At 36.3% G+C, this 16,384-nt stretch carries 13 protein-coding genes; 3 read left to right on the forward strand and 10 right to left on the reverse strand.

Annotated elements, in window-relative coordinates:
* Nucleotides 1–783 precede the first annotated feature (783 nt).
* The 8 genes from FC81_RS09525 to FC81_RS09560 form a co-directional block, all read right to left on the reverse strand.
* Nucleotides 784–2,856 (reverse strand): LTA synthase family protein, encoded by a 2,073-nt coding sequence (locus FC81_RS09525; RefSeq protein WP_057746223.1) that lies wholly within the window; start codon nucleotides 2,854–2,856, stop codon nucleotides 784–786.
* Nucleotides 2,857–2,960: 104 nt separating this feature from the next.
* Entirely contained in the window at nucleotides 2,961–3,194 is a 234-nt protein-coding gene (locus FC81_RS09530) for a YkuJ family protein (protein ID WP_057746226.1), read from the reverse strand.
* 140 nt (nucleotides 3,195–3,334) lie between these two features.
* Nucleotides 3,335–4,366, reverse strand: coding sequence for a lysylphosphatidylglycerol synthase transmembrane domain-containing protein (locus tag FC81_RS09535; protein ID WP_057746230.1), 1,032 nt, complete (start codon nucleotides 4,364–4,366; stop codon nucleotides 3,335–3,337).
* On the reverse strand, nucleotides 4,363–5,391 hold the full coding sequence (locus tag FC81_RS09540; protein ID WP_057746233.1) for a glycosyltransferase family 4 protein: 1,029 nt from the start codon (nucleotides 5,389–5,391) through the stop codon (nucleotides 4,363–4,365). Before FC81_RS09540 ends, FC81_RS09535 begins: the two co-directional genes overlap by 4 nt.
* A 25-nt stretch (nucleotides 5,392–5,416) precedes the next feature.
* Entirely contained in the window at nucleotides 5,417–6,601 is a 1,185-nt protein-coding gene (locus tag FC81_RS09545) for a glycosyltransferase family 4 protein (protein ID WP_057746237.1), read from the reverse strand.
* Nucleotides 6,602–6,836: 235 nt separating this feature from the next.
* Nucleotides 6,837–8,558 (reverse strand): phosphoenolpyruvate--protein phosphotransferase, encoded by a 1,722-nt coding sequence (gene ptsP, locus FC81_RS09550; RefSeq protein ID WP_057746240.1) that lies wholly within the window; start codon nucleotides 8,556–8,558, stop codon nucleotides 6,837–6,839.
* Entirely contained in the window at nucleotides 8,558–8,824 is a 267-nt protein-coding gene (locus tag FC81_RS09555) for a phosphocarrier protein HPr (protein WP_034989766.1), read from the reverse strand. Before FC81_RS09555 ends, ptsP begins: the two co-directional genes overlap by 1 nt.
* A gap of 156 nt (nucleotides 8,825–8,980) precedes the next feature.
* Entirely contained in the window at nucleotides 8,981–9,175 is a 195-nt protein-coding gene (locus FC81_RS09560; protein WP_057746243.1) for a hypothetical protein, read from the reverse strand.
* A gap of 182 nt (nucleotides 9,176–9,357) precedes the next feature.
* Here FC81_RS09560 and FC81_RS09565 point away from each other — a divergent pair, with 182 nt between their 5' ends.
* The 3 genes from FC81_RS09565 (at nucleotide 9,358) to FC81_RS09575 (ending at nucleotide 13,302) form a co-directional block, all read left to right on the forward strand.
* Nucleotides 9,358–11,553, forward strand: coding sequence for an ATP-dependent Clp protease ATP-binding subunit (locus FC81_RS09565; protein ID WP_057746247.1), 2,196 nt, complete (start codon nucleotides 9,358–9,360; stop codon nucleotides 11,551–11,553).
* A 263-nt stretch (nucleotides 11,554–11,816) separates the two neighbouring features.
* Nucleotides 11,817–12,101, forward strand: a complete 285-nt coding sequence (locus FC81_RS09570; RefSeq protein WP_057746250.1) for a DUF1827 family protein — start codon at nucleotides 11,817–11,819, stop codon at nucleotides 12,099–12,101.
* Nucleotides 12,102–12,189: 88 nt separating this feature from the next.
* Nucleotides 12,190–13,302: a MucBP domain-containing protein gene (locus FC81_RS09575; RefSeq protein ID WP_057746253.1), complete on the forward strand. Its 1,113-nt coding sequence runs from the start codon at nucleotides 12,190–12,192 to the stop codon at nucleotides 13,300–13,302.
* A gap of 128 nt (nucleotides 13,303–13,430) precedes the next feature.
* Here FC81_RS09575 and FC81_RS09580 read toward each other — a convergent pair whose 3' ends face one another.
* Both FC81_RS09580 and FC81_RS09585 read right to left on the reverse strand, forming a co-directional pair.
* Nucleotides 13,431–15,008: a peptide chain release factor 3 gene (locus tag FC81_RS09580; protein WP_057746256.1), complete on the reverse strand. Its 1,578-nt coding sequence runs from the start codon at nucleotides 15,006–15,008 to the stop codon at nucleotides 13,431–13,433.
* A 76-nt stretch (nucleotides 15,009–15,084) separates the two neighbouring features.
* A complete protein-coding gene (locus FC81_RS09585) occupies nucleotides 15,085–16,377 on the reverse strand; it encodes a hemolysin family protein (protein WP_057746259.1) in 1,293 nt (430 codons plus the stop codon).
* Nucleotides 16,378–16,384 lie beyond the last annotated feature (7 nt).

Below are 16,384 nucleotides of genomic sequence, written 5' to 3' on the forward strand. Positions count from 1 at the left end.
GGAGACCCTACACATTTGATTTGTCGAAACTTTGTTCAGTTTTCAAAGGTCTACATGTTGCTAACACAACTTCTTAAGTTTAACATGGATCTTTTATTATGTCAACATTTTGTTTTGAATAAAAATTCAAGATAAATGTATATTTTTAAATCAAGAACCATTTTAAACTATTATCACCGAGTCGCAAGAATCACTCACATGATCTCTTCGCCTCAACGACAATAAATATAATACCAAGTATCAGAGCTGTGGTCAAGCCTTTTAACGAGCTTTTTTTATTATTTATTTAAAGCCACATATTAATCATAATTTGCAAAGTATTATTCGGGTTTAATTCGAAATAACGTTTCTTAATAAGTATATTGTTTCATTATTCATAAAAAACTACACTTGCGAAAGTAAACATTCTTATTACTTACCCTCCCTTACTATCCTTTTTAAATTTTTATTTACTCCTCTATCAAAATCTTTCAATTCATTTATCAGCACTGCTTACTTGGCTAATTTACACTTTGCTTTTACAACATCAAATCAGTAACCTTTAGCTAATAACAGATTGCTCGCAAGTATTTGACTTAACTTTATTTGCCAATAATTGCTGCTATTTACTGTCTCTTGCCCTTTTAAAGGTTTCCCCCCTTAAACAGACCATATGGATCATTAGAAGGGGCTAAAAGCAAGCTCTAACCTAAAAAGGACAAGCCACAATTAGCGACTTGTCCCTTTTAGTAATTAGATAGCATCAACTGCTATGCGTACTACTGAGTACGCTTTGTCACCTAACTATTTATTTTCACTTTTCAATTCAGGAGCATCAGTGCTAAATAAATCAGTTGTTGATTTCCCGCCATGTTGTTGAATCAAGCTCTTTTTATTATCTTCTTGAGCTTCCTTCAATCGCTTCATTCCATCACTATACTTGTAACTATAATCAGCTTTATTAACTTTTTTAAAGTTAGCCGGTGTATAGAAACGAAGTAGATCCCCTGTTACTATTTTATCAGACAATGACAAAACTTTATCTGTCCTATTTTGCTGTTCAGTAACTTCTTTCTTCTGCACTGAAGTTAAGTTACTCAGCTCTTTGCCTGTATTATCATAGACTTTACTGCCTACCTTACTCAATGTCGGCGAAACAAAATCACCATCTCTAAATGCGACAGTTTGATTACGATTAGCAGCTAATAAATCATTGCCCAGCTGGATAGTATCGTCATTCTTAATTCCAAGTAGATCCAACAAAGTCGGCATTACATCGATCTCTCCACCATAAGTGTGGTTAACCCCACCCTTGAGACCTGGCATATGAATCATAAAAGGTACCTTTTGGAACATCGCTAAATCATAACTTGTAACACTTTTCTTACCTAGCAACTGACTAATAGCCTTTTTATGATTATTTGAAATACCATAATGATCGCCATATGCAACAATCATCGAATTGTCGTACAGCCCTGCCTTCTTAAGATAGCTAATAAATTCACCAAATGCTTGATCTAAGTAGTGAGCAGTCTGAACATAGCCGTCGACAGTTTGATCTCCCGTATTCGTTTTTGCAATAGTTTGATTCATCTTATCCAATTCATACGGGTAATGGTTAGTGACAGTAATTACCTTAGCATAGAAAGGCTGCGGTAACTGCTCAAGATACTGAACAGACTGTTTCAAAAAGATTTTATCCTTTAAGCCATAACCCACACTGTAGTTCGTTTTTTCTTTGAAATAATTATCATTAAAAAAATACTGGTAACCCCATGATTTATAGGTGTTATCCCGGTTCCAAAAGCTCCCCACATCTCCATGCATTGCAGCAGTAGAATATCCTTGTTGATCTAAAATGGCCGGCATTGCATGGAAAGTATTTGATGTTCCATACGATGTCATAACAGAACCAGAAGGTAGCCCAAACAATGAATTTTCCAACATTGTTTCTGCATCAGAAGTCTTCCCCTGTCCAACCTGGTTAAAGAAGTTATCAAAGGATAGTGTACTACTATCACCATAGAATTTATTGATATTAGGAGTTACTTCCTTACCGTCCACTTTATAATTAATCAAAAACTGCTGAAAACTCTCCAAATGAAAAATGAAAACATTCTTTCCTTTAGCTTTACCATAGTATGAAATATTAGGAGTAGTCTTATTAGTTTTTATAAAACTTAAAACTGACTTCAAATCACTGCTACTTGCATTTGCCCGAGTTGAGCTCTCTTTGTAAGTTTGATAAGCATTATAACCAGCATAAAAGTTGATACCCAAATATTTAACGATATAGTTATTATCAAATGTCCGTGTTAATAATTGTGGTCTATTTTTTTCAGCCAACGAAAGATTTACACTAAAGAGCAGTATCGCAACAACTGAGAGCAAACTTGCTGTCCGTAATTTAACTTTGCGCGTATCGACCTTGATAACCTTAAAAAGTAGCAACAAAGTGATTATAATAAAATCAAGAAAAATCAAAAAATCAGTAGGATGAATAATCTCCATAATACTTAGCCCAAGGTTATTAGAAACCGAGCCGGATGATTTTATTATTCCTAACGAAAGAAAATCTGAGAATTCCCGATAATACAATACATTTGCAAATAGCCAAATCGATTGGATCAAGCTTACGATCATCATCAGCCAGTATGATTTGCGTCCTCTAAAATAGAGTGCAATTCCAAATAATAATAAACCCACCGGTATTGGATTAAGGAAAAGCAGAAATTGCTGCATCCCATCACTTATACCAAGGTTGAATTTTGTCTGGTAAGTTATATAAGTTTTCAGCCAAAACACCACTACTAAAAGTACAAAAAAAACAATTCGATTGTTTAAGGTATTTCTGATTTTTTTCAAGCCTACCCCCATCTAACTACCTCCATCATAAAAAACCTTTTGCTATTATTATAGTATATTGTATATCCCTTAGGAAACTCTTTAGATCTATCTTCAGCTTTATTTAAGAAATAATACTATTCATTCAGTAGATCATAAACCTCAATTGCGACTAGATCAATATTATCAAATTCAAATTTTTGTTTATCTGATACTTCTTCCAACGTAAACGTCTTTGTTGTTGGATCGAAACTAACGATTCCCATCTCTTTACCATTTTTTTCAAAATGTCTTGTTTGAACCTCGTCATTTTCATTTTCTGTCATTGCATCTAATCTTGAAATTATTGCTACTAATTGTGAGCTTTCCATAAAAAGACCCTCTTTCATATTTACTTTTGAATTCTGTTATTAACTTTCCAAACATACTCGATTTTACCAGACTAACTTATAACATACACTATCTAAATTCAAATTCAAGTTCTAACTACTACTGCCCAGCTAAAAATGTTTTACTTTTTACTATCAGTATCCACAAGTTTTTGCGGCTTGATAACTAATGCAATCATCCCCAAAAACATACCTAGATAGTATGTGATCAGCCTCCATAGAAGCATCGCAAGAACTAATTTACTAGCATTTGAAATAAAACTTGTAAAAATTATTGAGAAACTATACTCTGCTCCTCCAGATCCACCTGGGATAGGAAAAAGCGAAATGATCATTACGATTAGAACATGCATCGTAGTGACCATAATTAAATTTGCATTTGTCACTCCCAAAGCCAGTAAAATGAAAAATGGAATAATATAATAGAAAAATAATTGAACTAGCGTTAATAGACTGATTTTGACAAGTAACCGCCAACTTCGCTTTAGTCTTAAACTCTCTTTATAAAAGCTATCAATTTTTTCATCAATAATCTGTTCCCACTTCAAATAACGGCTTTCTTTTTTTAAAAAGAACTTGAAAGGCTTAAAAAAGAACTTAACCATTTTTTTGGTAAAGTTATACCAATACATAATAAGTAGTAAGCTAATAATTACCATAAAATGGATAATAAATCCCAGAACAAATAATAACGATAAAGCGTGAATTTTATCTGAGATATACTGGAAACCAATTAATAATGAAAAAACAAAGTTGATCACAATCATTGATTGATAAACCACAAATTTCATCAACAACACTGAAGTTGCCCGACCTGCATCAATTCCAGATTGCAACAAAACAAATAACTGTGCAGGCTGTCCGCCAGACGAAAAAGGTGTTATCCCATTAAATAACTGTTCTATCAAGGGAATTCTTATTGCATCACGCATTGGAAAAAGTGAACCTTCTCTTTTCAACAAGACTCGCACGACTAAAGCCTCCAAAAAGAAAGATAGCAGCATACTGACCACTGCTAACAGCAACCACTGCCACTTTAGCTTAATTATATCTCCTATCAATGAGTTAAAAGACACATTGCGTACAGAAAATATAAAGATCGCCGTCCCTAAAATAAGCATTAACACAAGTACAATCTTGTTATTTCTTGTCATTGCTTCACCATCTCAGTCTGTTCTTTGTAAAAAGAATACCATCTTTGAGCAAGACGGTCCTCTGAATATTTAGTTGACATTTCAAGTGCTTTATTATGCAATTCACTAAGTTTCCTCTCATCACCAACCAGCTCTTTAATTCCCCTCTCCATCTCATCAACATTACGAGCAGATAAGTATGAACCGGCAATAATTGCTTGGTACAAAGTTAAATCTCTAAGAACTACTGGCAGACCACAGCTGAATGCTTCTAAAACACTCATTGGAAACAATTCATTAAAAGATGGTAAGAGAAATAAATCAGCTAGATTGTAAAACTCGTTCATCTTTTTTCGTTCCACAATACCAGGAAACAATAAGTTTGCTGGTGGGTCATTGACTACCTTTTTCAATTGATTATAGCCATCTGTTATTTTTCCAAAAGAAAAACCACCTACCCAAATAAATTGAATATTTGGTAAGCGATAAGCTAATTCAATAAAATCAGCAACACCTTTTCGTTCTTGTATCTGACCAGTCCCAATAACAACAAACTTATTATTCGGAATCTCAACATTTTCTCGAAGCTTTCTTTTCTTTTTTTCAGGTAACTCATAAAAACTTTCTTTCGAAACAAAATTAGGAATATAAGTTATTTTAGAACGTGGTATCCCATAGCGTGTTAAATCCTTGATAAAACTAGGATTGACTACAACCAGCTGGTCCATCCTTTTGTAAAAAGAGATAAGGTAACGAAAAAAGATTCCTTTAAAAGGCTGCGGTATTTTTAAACTACCATCTAACGTTTCAGGTAAAAAATGAACGTAGCCTATTTTCCTGCCCCTATTCGGTAAAAAAGTTGAAAGATAGAACTTAAAGTCAATTGTGTGGTAATGGCTAATATCAGCCCGTCCAAAATTATTAATTTGAACATCGATACTGTCCGCAAAATATTTCTTTAGCAGTTGGATAAGTTCTGTGTATGCACTTCCAACTCCTTGTCCTTTAATCTTAGTTGCAGAAGAAAACATATGGACCTTCAGCATAAAAAAACTCCTCAAAAATTAAAAATTAACTAGTTTCTCCAGAATGACTAGTCTGATTCTCCTTGGTATAAATAGTTTGACATTCTTTATACAGTCTTAAAATACGCTTACCAAAATGATCAGCAGAGATATCGTATAATTTAGCTTTTAGCTTCTCATTATTATTAAATTCATCTTTATTAGTTAAGTAGCCACAGACAACATCAACTAATTCATCTTCATTATAAAAAGTTGAGCCGATTGTCGAATCATCTAATAACTGGTCTGTATAAGGACTATGTGTCGCGACGACTTGCAAGCCAGACGCAAGCGCCTCAATATAGGTCAGACCTTGCGACTCAGAAACAGATGTGGAAACAAATAAATCAGCCATCTGATAAAAATATGGGACATCTTCATTATCAACTTCACCTGTAAAAATCACTCTGTCTTGCAACTGCATAACATCTACTTGTTCAATCAACTCTTCCTTAGCTGGTCCATCACCTACCACTAGTAAACGTACATTCGGTATTTTTTCAATAATCTTTGGCATCACTGCGATCAAGTTATTAATATTTTTTTCATAAGCTAAGCGGCTAACTGTTAACAATAACGGTGTCTTTTCTGCAATACCATACTTTTCCCGCCAGTTATCTGCTGCAGGATCTTTTTGGAATTTAGCAATATTTACGCCAGTCGGTATTATTGAGATCGGGGCCTTTATCCCATAACCCGTAAGTGTTGTTAAGACCCGTTCACTTGGTGCCACGATTCCTGTCATATGATAACAAAAAGAGCGCGACATTTGCTTAACATGATATGGTTTTAAAAGTCTCCCCTTAGCAACATAGTGCAAATAATCCTCATACATCGTATGATATGTATGTAAACAAGGGACCTTTAAATTTTTGGCAACAAACTTACCGATCCAGCCCATTGAAAACTCGGTCTGAGTATGTACAATATCAAGATTTAATTCTTTGGCAACTTGATATGCTCGAAAAAGTCCCCGCACCGCTATCCTACGATCAGTAAAAGAAATAAACGGAATACTCTTAAACCTAAAAATATTCCGTTCATACTGTCGTGTGTCCACCTTGGGATCTGTAGTTGTGAAAATGTAAACGTTATGTCCGCGACTTTCAAGCTGCTCTTTTAATGTTTTGATTGAGGTAGCTACGCCACTAACTTGCGGATAATACGTATCCGTAAAAATACCAATATTCACGAGCATCCCCCCTAGTGTCGATTAGTCATCATTAATTATATTGTTTCTGTCGCTGCTATGCAACAATTCGTGTACTGTTCTTATTAAAACACTGTAAATCTTAACAAAATTATTACTTACTTGAAGGCTCGTCTCTCTTAAATAATTATTACTAAAAAAAGCCCATGATAAAAGTTTAATTTTATCACAGACTCCTTAAAAGGTATCGTTTGATTTACAATCCAATAAGAGTTTTCTACTTAGTATATTGCTTAACCAATTCGATAACTTCTTCAGTTGTTTCACAATCATTAGTAGCTTTTTCGGCTAATTCTTTCATCTTAGTAGTATCAATTTTCTTGAGCAAACTACGTGTCTTCAAAATTGAAGTAGCACTCATTGAAAATTCATCCAAACCTAAGCCAGCAAGGATAGGCACAGCGATTTGATCGCCAGCCATCTCACCACACATACCAGTCCACTTACCCTCTTTGTGCGATGAATCAATAACATTCTTGATCAATCTCAAAATTGATGGGTTATATGGTTGATATAGATATGCAACACGTTCGTTACCACGATCAGCGGCCATTGAGTATTGAATTAAATCATTTGTTCCAATACTAAAGAAGTCGGAGTATTTGGCTAATTTATCTGCAATCATAGCTGCAGCAGGAATCTCCATCATCATCCCAACTTCAATATTATCAGAAACTGGAACACCCTTCTTGACAAGCTTTTCTTTTTCTTCTTCAAAAATAGCCTTAGCTTCTTTAAATTCCTTAACTGTTGCAATCATTGGGAACATAATCGCAAGTTGACCGTAGTTAGATGCGCGCAATAACGCACGTAACTGTGTCCGGAAAATATCTTGTCGATCCAAACTGATTCGGATAGCGCGGTAACCTAAGAAAGGATTCATCTCTTTAGGAAGAGGAAGATATGGTAGCTCTTTATCTCCGCCAATATCCATTGTCCGGACTACGACTTGTCTACCTTCCATACCCTCAACAGCTTGTTTATATGCTTCAAATTGGTCATCTTCACTAGGCAATTCACTAGCATCCATATATAAGAATTCTGAGCGGAATAAGCCTACTGCTTCTGCACCATTATCATTTGCACCTTCAACATCTTTAGGCGTTCCGATATTAGCTCCCAATGTAAAGTTCTTTCCATCAGCTGTAACAGTCTTAGCATCCTTCAATTCTTTCCATTCTGCTTTTTGCTTAGCAAAAGCAGCTGCCTTATCAGCATAACTAGTCAATTCCTCTTTTGATGGATCAACCAAGGCATTACCCTCAATGCCATCAATTATAACCATTTGACCTTCAGAAATCGTTGTTGTTGCTGAACCGGATCCAACAATTGCAGGAATTTCCAAAGTACGGGACATGATTGCCGAATGTGATGTCCGACCACCGATATCAGTAATAAAGCCCTTCACGTACTTCCGATCAAGCTGTGCTGTATCTGATGGTGTTAAATCATGTGCAATGATGACAACCTCTTCATCAATCAATGCTGGATTAGGCAATGTTACCCCTAATAGATGACTCAACACCCGCTTCGTAACATCACGAATATCGCCAGCACGTTCCTGCATATAAGCATTGTCCGTCATACCTTCAAACAACGCGATAAACGTATCTGTGACTTCTTTTAAAGCCTGTTCTGCATTTACCTTTTCATCTTTAATCTTGTTTTTAATGTTTCCCATTAATTCAGGATCAGAAAGAATAGTTAAATGAGCCTCAAAAACTTCAGCTTCCTCATCTCCAAGGTTTGCTGCGGCTTTTTCTTTAATAATTTTTAACTCATCTTTTGCAGCGTTAACAGCTTCTTCAAGACGTTTAATCTCAGCTTCCGGATCATCAATGCTTGCTTCAGAAAATGATAAGTCGGGTTGTACAAGCATATAAGCTTTCGCAGCGGCTATTCCATCGCTAGCAGCAATCCCCTTCAACATTTTCGTCATTATTCTGCAAGTCCTTCCTTTTTCATTGCATCACCAATAGCTGCAATAGCATCTGCTTCATCTGCGCCATCTGCAGCGATCGTTACATCAGCATTTTGACCAACACCTAAAGACATAACACCCATGATAGACTTCAAGTTAACTGACTTATCCTTGTAAGTCAAAGTGATATCAGCATTGTACTTACTTGCAGCTTGAACTAACAATGTAGCTGGACGAGCATGAATACCTGTTTCTGCAATAATGTGAAATTCTTTCTTCTCCATAATAAATCGTACCCCTTTTATATATAAATATTATTAAGAACCATCTCGCAAAATAATACATTCTTTTCAAGAACACGTTTTCATTATTTACTGCGACATTATCCTCACTAGAGTAAATGTTAGCATGAATCAAAATTCAAAACAAGTATTTTTCTATCATTCCTTAGGATGACTGCCTTCTCGCTTATAGATAATGTCTCCTCCTCGTTGGGCATTGCCGACAATACTTTTTCGATGCTGAAAATTCATGAAAGCAGCTTGAAAATCCATAAATTCTTTTGGTGTTATTACTAGGCTCTCAACTTGCCCATTAACTAATTGTTCCAGTAATTCTTGATAATTCTTTTCCATAGTTGTTGCTCCTTAAGTACAATGTCTACTAGAAATAATAACTAAAAAAAAGTTAGATTACAACTCCAAATCTTGCAAGCTTTCTACTTGCGCTTTTTTCCTGAACTATGTATACTATCTTCGAAAGGTCAAAGATAGTCAAATTGGCCTTTATCCGATAATGAAAGGTCGTGATTAGTACTATGTTATGTCAAAATTGTCATCAAAATCCTGCTACAATCCATTTATCGACTAGTATTAATGGACGTCAAACTGCGATTGACCTTTGCCAAAACTGTTATCGCACTTTAAAGGAAAGAGATCAGCAAACAAATGGTCAAAACATGATGTCAGACCCCTTTGGGTTTGGTAGTTTAGATGATATCTTCCGTTCAATGGGTAATGAAAATACTAATCCACAATTCCAAGGACAACCACAAGCTCCACGCCCAAGTGCTGGTAACACTGGTCGTGGTGGTGGAAATAAAGGTGGTGGAATTCTCGCACAATATGGCTTAGATTTAACTGCTGAAGCTAAAGATAACCGTATTGACCCAGTTATTGGTCGTGACAATGAAATCGCACGTGTTATTGAAATATTGAATAGACGGACCAAAAATAACCCCGTTCTTATTGGAGAAGCTGGGGTGGGTAAGACAGCTGTTGTTGAAGGACTTGCTCAAAAGATAGTTGATGGCGATGTTCCGCAAAAACTTCTTAATAAGAAAGTTATTCGGCTCGATGTCGTTTCCCTAGTACAGGGAACTGGAATTCGTGGTCAATTTGAACAACGAATGCAACAATTAATGAGTGAATTGAAACAGCAGCAGAATATTATTCTCTTTATTGATGAAATTCATGAAATTGTCGGTGCAGGTAATGCCGAAGGTGGAATGGACGCTGGAAATGTTCTTAAGCCTGCTCTCGCCCGCGGCGAACTACAATTAGTCGGTGCAACTACACTAAATGAGTATCGTACAATCGAAAAAGATGCTGCGCTTGCTCGCCGACTCCAGCCAGTTCAAGTTAACGAACCAAGTATTGAAGAAACGATTAAGATCCTACGTGGTATTCAGGGCAAATATGAAGGATACCATCACGTTAAGTATACAGATGATGCTATTACTGCTGCTGCTAAACTCTCCAACCGCTATATTCAAGACCGCTTTTTGCCTGACAAAGCCATTGACTTATTAGATGAATCAGGTTCCAAGAAAAACTTAACAATTCAATCGGTTGATCCCAAGATAGTTGGCGAGAAGATTGCTGCTGCCGAAAAACAAAAACAAGCGGCTTTAAAGAATGAAGATTACGAAAAAGCAGCTTACTATCGTGATCAAGTTACTCGTTTTAACAAATTAAAGGATTCCAATATCGATGAACATAATGTTCCAATCGTTACCGATAAAGATATGGAACAAATTATTGAAGAAAAGACTCAGATCCCTGTCGGTGAGTTAAAGGCGAAGGAGAAACAACAACTGCGTGATCTTTCTGAATCACTTGAGAACCATGTTATTGGTCAAGATCAGGCAGTTAACAAGGTTGCACGTGCTATTAGGCGAAATAGGATTGGCTTTAATAAATCCGGTCGTCCAATTGGTTCATTCCTTTTTGTTGGTCCAACCGGTGTCGGGAAAACTGAAACTGCTAAACAACTAGCTAAAGAATTATTTGGTACAACAGATGCATTGATCAGATTTGATATGAGTGAATACATGGAAAAGCATTCGGTTTCAAAACTGATCGGTTCTCCTCCAGGTTATGTTGGTTATGAAGAAGCTGGGCAGTTAACAGAACAAGTTCGGCGTAATCCTTACAGTTTAATCTTACTAGATGAAGTTGAGAAGGCTCATCCAGACGTAATGCATATGTTCTTACAGATTTTAGATGATGGTCGTCTCACTGATTCACAAGGACGAACAGTTAGTTTTAAAGATACACTTATCATTATGACATCAAATGCCGGTAGTGGTGATGCAGTAGCTAGTGTTGGTTTTGGAGCTGCGGCTGCAGGTAAAACACATTCAGTCATTGATAAGCTTTCCAAGTATTTCAAACCCGAATTTTTAAATCGTTTTGATGATATCGTTGAGTTTAATCCTTTAACTAAAAAAGACCTTATTTCCATTGTTTCTTTAATGCTGACCGATGTTAACGATATGTTAGCACAACAAAACCTGACGATTACGGTTACAGCAGCAGTTAAAGAGAAATTAGTTGATCTGGGTTATGACCCGCAAATGGGGGCACGTCCCTTACGGCGAGTTATTCAAGAACAAATTGAAGATCAAGTAGCTGATTATTATCTAGACCATCCAACTGTAAAACAGTTTGAAGCTCAACTTAAAGACGATAGTATTATCGTCTCTTCGGAACAAGCACCGGAGAATAAGTAACAGACTTCTTTGTTTAGCTAAAATTAAAAATAGTAGTGATTATATATGGGGCTGTGACAAAACAATACTCGTTTTGCCTCAGCCCTTTATTTTCACAACCTTATATGAAGAAACTTTATTCCAAGGCTCTACTTCAGTATTTCATTTTTCTTTTAATAGGTTTATATTAAGAATGAACTAACAAAGTAGACATGTTTTGCTTTTAAACAGAGTTAATGTATATCTTTTGGTATAATGTAGTTAAAAGATGAGGGGGAATTTATATGCATTTGATTGATGTTAGTAATAGTTACTCCAGAAAGATCCAAAGAGAATTGGCGCAGTCTTCTACACACTTTATAAAGATTTATACCCTCGGTAGCACACGGATCGTTTATAAAAAAAATATCAATACCGAAGAAATAGTTCTATCTAATAAGATCCGTCAAGTTACAGATGATGAAATTGATTTTACATTAGCCAAATTAACTAATGTCACAAGGAACCAAATAGACATTACCAAGACTCGAGATCTAGTTGAGATTATTATTGCTGATAAAGCTAATTAATATCGTAAAATCAAAGATCTTACTGTTAATAACGAATTAAGACGATTATAATTTAGATATCTAAAAAAGTATTAAGGTGGTGTTAACATTGTCCTTTTCTGACCTTTTCAAACGTTTGATCACGCGTAACCCTTTACGAAAGAATAGGCGTGCTAAAAGAAGTTCCACATTAACTCCTAAAGATACGCCTACTGCAGTTCAAGCTCAGTCTGGGCTTTCTGAAAAGACCGCCGACACTGCTCTAACTGTCAGTGAAGAAAATAAAGAGGTTAGCCGTCAGAAAACAATAACTGTTACACCTCCTATTTACGTTACTCGTCAAAATGCACTGCTTTTGGTAGTTTATCAAGATATGCGTGGTACCCTGCTCTTTCCCTCGCAAATAATCAGTGGTCGGCTAGGTGAACCTTTGCGCCTCCAATTTCAAACGTTACCTGATTACAACCTAGTTAAGATTAAGGGTTTTACCAGCTACTTCGCTTCTCATTATGGGATCATTACACTAACCTATGCTAAAAAAGACGCTGGTGTGATTTGGATTCTCTGCCGTGATATTGATACACAGTACTTCTTAACTGATCCCCAACTGGTTAAGGGAAAAGTAAGGGAACCATACCAACTTTTTTCACCCACGCTTGCAGGTTATAATTTACTCAGAGTCAAGGGTACCCTGCGTGGGGACTTTTCCTATGATCAAAGCTTTGTTACTTTCTACTATCGGCGCAGTACATGGAAGGACCTTAAGAAAACAGAAAGCTATTTAAAAATAGTCGCACCTATCACAAGCTATGACCAGCCTGAGGGTGTACCGCTAAACATTTCTTTTGCTTTAAATACTGTTTGGCGTACTTTTACCTCTCTTACACTGGAAAACGGCGATCTATGGTACTGCTTAGGTGGTGCGCTCTGGATCAAATTCGATCGGCAAAAAGTCATCTATTCTAACAAGCGCTCAGAAACTTTGCTACCTGAAAAAACAAGACAGCTAGACAGACATTTTAAAAAACCCAGAAAAGCTGTTATTGACTTTATTCCTGGAAAATGTGTCAACGTCTACGATGCACCGTTTGGTCAAAAAGTTGAGCTTATTAAGGATAAAACGCAGGTCACTGTCACAGCTCACGCAACAATCGATGATCTTATTTGGTATAAGTTAAGCCAAAATGTTTGGTTGCCACGGCAATATCTAAAATTCATTTAGTTTTTAAAGTTTCATATTTCAATACGCAACATTAATCAAATAGGGACAGACTCATATGTGAATACTTGAGTCTGTCCCTATTTGGTTAATAGCAATTTATTACTACCCCACTATCAATTAGTGAAGAATCATAGTTTAGCTGTTAGTTCAACTTCAGGATACTTATCTTGGAACCATCTCTCTGCAAATTCATTTTCAAACAAAAATAATGGTTGCTCCTGACGATCTTTTACTAGTAGGTTACGTGAAGTTGACATTTTTTCATCTAATTGTTCAGGCTTAATCCAACGCGCAATCTTCTTGCCCATTGGTGTCATTACAACCTCAGAATGATATTCATTCAACATTCTGAATTGAAAGACTTCAAATTGGAGTTGCCCAACTGCACCCAAAACATAGTCACCTGTACTGTAACTTTTATATAACTGGATGGCGCCTTCTTGTACTAACTGATCAATTCCTTTATGGAATGATTTTTGCTTCATAACATTTTTAGCAGTTACCTTAACAAATATTTCTGGAGTAAATTGCGGTAGTTTTTCAAACTGGAGCTTTTGTTTACCGCTAAAGATCGTGTCACCAATTTGAAAATTACCGGTATCATATAAACCAATGATATCTCCTGCAACTGCATAGTTTAAAGTTTCCCTCGTGTCAGCCATAAACTGTGTTGAGTTAGACAAACGCATCTTTTTATTTCCACGCGTCAATATGACATCCATCCCGCGTTCAAACTTACCTGAACAAATCCTTACGAAAGCAATTCGATCGCGGTGATTAGGATTCATATTTGCCTGAATCTTGAAAACAAATCCTGAGAAATCAGTCGCTGTGGGTTTAACAATAATTCCCCCTTCTGCTTTATGCTCATTTGGACCTGGAGCAAACTGCAGGTAGGCATCTAAGAATGTCTTTACCCCAAAATTAGTCAATGCTGACCCAAAGAAAACTGGCGTCAGTTTTCCGTGCCGAATTCTCTCTGGATCAAAATTATTCCCCGCATCTTTTAATAATTCAATTTCACCTAATACTTGTTGGTAAATACTCTCTTCTTTTAGAGGATGTTCACCGCTAATCTCACCCTTGTCATTAAGTTCAACAAAACTTTCTTCTTTATCTTCACGACGATAAAGTTCGATTCGTTTATTAAAGATATCATAGATTCCCTGTAGGCCTTTTCCCATTCCAATTGGCCAGTTCATCGGATATGCCTGGATACCTAGAACATCTTCAAGTTCTGTAACAAGATCCAATGGTTCTCGACCATCACGGTCTAATTTATTAATAAAGGTGAAGATAGGAATACCACGCATCTTACAAACCTGGAATAACTTCTTTGTCTGTGGTTCAATCCCTTTAGCTGAATCAATTACCATCACTGCAGAATCGACAGCCATCAAAGTCCGATACGTATCTTCAGAAAAGTCCTCATGTCCTGGTGTATCCAGAATATTGATTCTCTTACCAGCATAATCAAATTGCATAACAGAACTAGTAACAGAGATCCCACGTTTCTTTTCAATCTCCATCCAATCAGACTTTGCAAAACTGCCAGATTTCTTGGCTTTAACAGTCCCTGCTTTTCGAACAACTCCTCCAAAAAGCAATAATTGTTCTGTAATTGTTGTTTTCCCCGCATCAGGGTGAGAGATAATTGCAAATGTTCTCCGTTTGTTGACAGCATCAACTAAGTTTTCCTTTTCCATTTTAAACCTCTTTCTTAAACAAAGTTCTTTTTCAATTCAAAACTACTTACAGTAAAGCCTAACTAACTTATTAAAACTAATTAAGACTTTTTTCTTTTCGCACATGAGCTATTACCAAAGATGGCGGTAGAATCACACGAACCTTCTTTATGCGCGAATCATCAATCGTTTCTGGCATCAGCACGACTTTCTCATCAGTCTCAACTTCAACCTGATCACCATTATCTGGAATAACACCTAACTGCGCTATTATATAACCAGCAATCGTATCAACCTCATTCATCCTCAATGTTGTTCCAAACTCATCATTGAAATCATCTAAAGCAAGTTTTCCCTGCACTATGAATTCATTATCTGAAACCTTGTGATATATTTGGTTAGGATGATCGGATTCGTCTTCAATTTCGCCGACAATTTCTTCTAAAAGATCTTCTAAGGTAACTAGCCCAACCACACCGCCATATTCGTCAAATAAAATCGCCATCTGGTTTTGTGTCTTTTTCATTTCGAGCATCACTTCATCGATCGTCATTGTCTCAGGAATAAATAAAGCAGGACGCATTACACGCCTGATCGTAACATGCTCAAACCCATCTTTTCGAGCTGCACGTAACAAGTTTTTAATGTGAACGACCCCTAAGATATTATCCTTATCTTCATTAAAAATTGGTACCCGTGAATATGGCATCTGCAAGATAGCATCAATATTACGGTCATTATCATTTTGAATATCGATCATAAAGGCATCAGTTCGAGCAACCATTACTTCACGTGCCATTTTACCGTGCATCGAAATAACTCCTTCAATCATCTCAAAAGCGCCACTATTCAGTTCCCCATTTTCTTTTTCATGAGTAATGATATCAATAATTGTTTTCCATGAGGTTCGTGGCGCAAGATCCTCTTGTCGTGCTTTAACCGTTAGCTTTAAACTGATTTTATTCCACAGCCAGATACATGGATAGAGTAGCTTTCCAAAAAGCAATGCTAAAAAGTAGGTTCTATTAAAAAATGCTTCTGGATGAGCGGATACTGTTCTGGAAGGCAACACCCGTCCTAGTAAGTACAAGCTACATGTCATCAAGTAATTGATCACCAGTAGATAGCCAATACTTTTTAGCCCCATATCGTACAGATTCCAACACTTAAGTGTAATCATTGTCGTTCCTATAATTACTAAAAAAGTTACCGCTAGTCTGACTGCACTCGTATATTTTGTAAATTTAGTTACCTTTTCAGCATTCATTTTCTTTAACGTTCCAGCTGTTTTCAATAACGTAAACGCTGCTATTGAAATTGATAAAAAATATACTCCAAGTAAGGCTAAAACTATTACTATCCATCCTATTGGTCCAGAATTCAAACTCATTTCAGTT

It is taken from the genome of Liquorilactobacillus capillatus DSM 19910 (assembly GCF_001434915.1).
Taxonomy (GTDB): Bacteria; Bacillota; Bacilli; order Lactobacillales; family Lactobacillaceae; genus Liquorilactobacillus; species Liquorilactobacillus capillatus.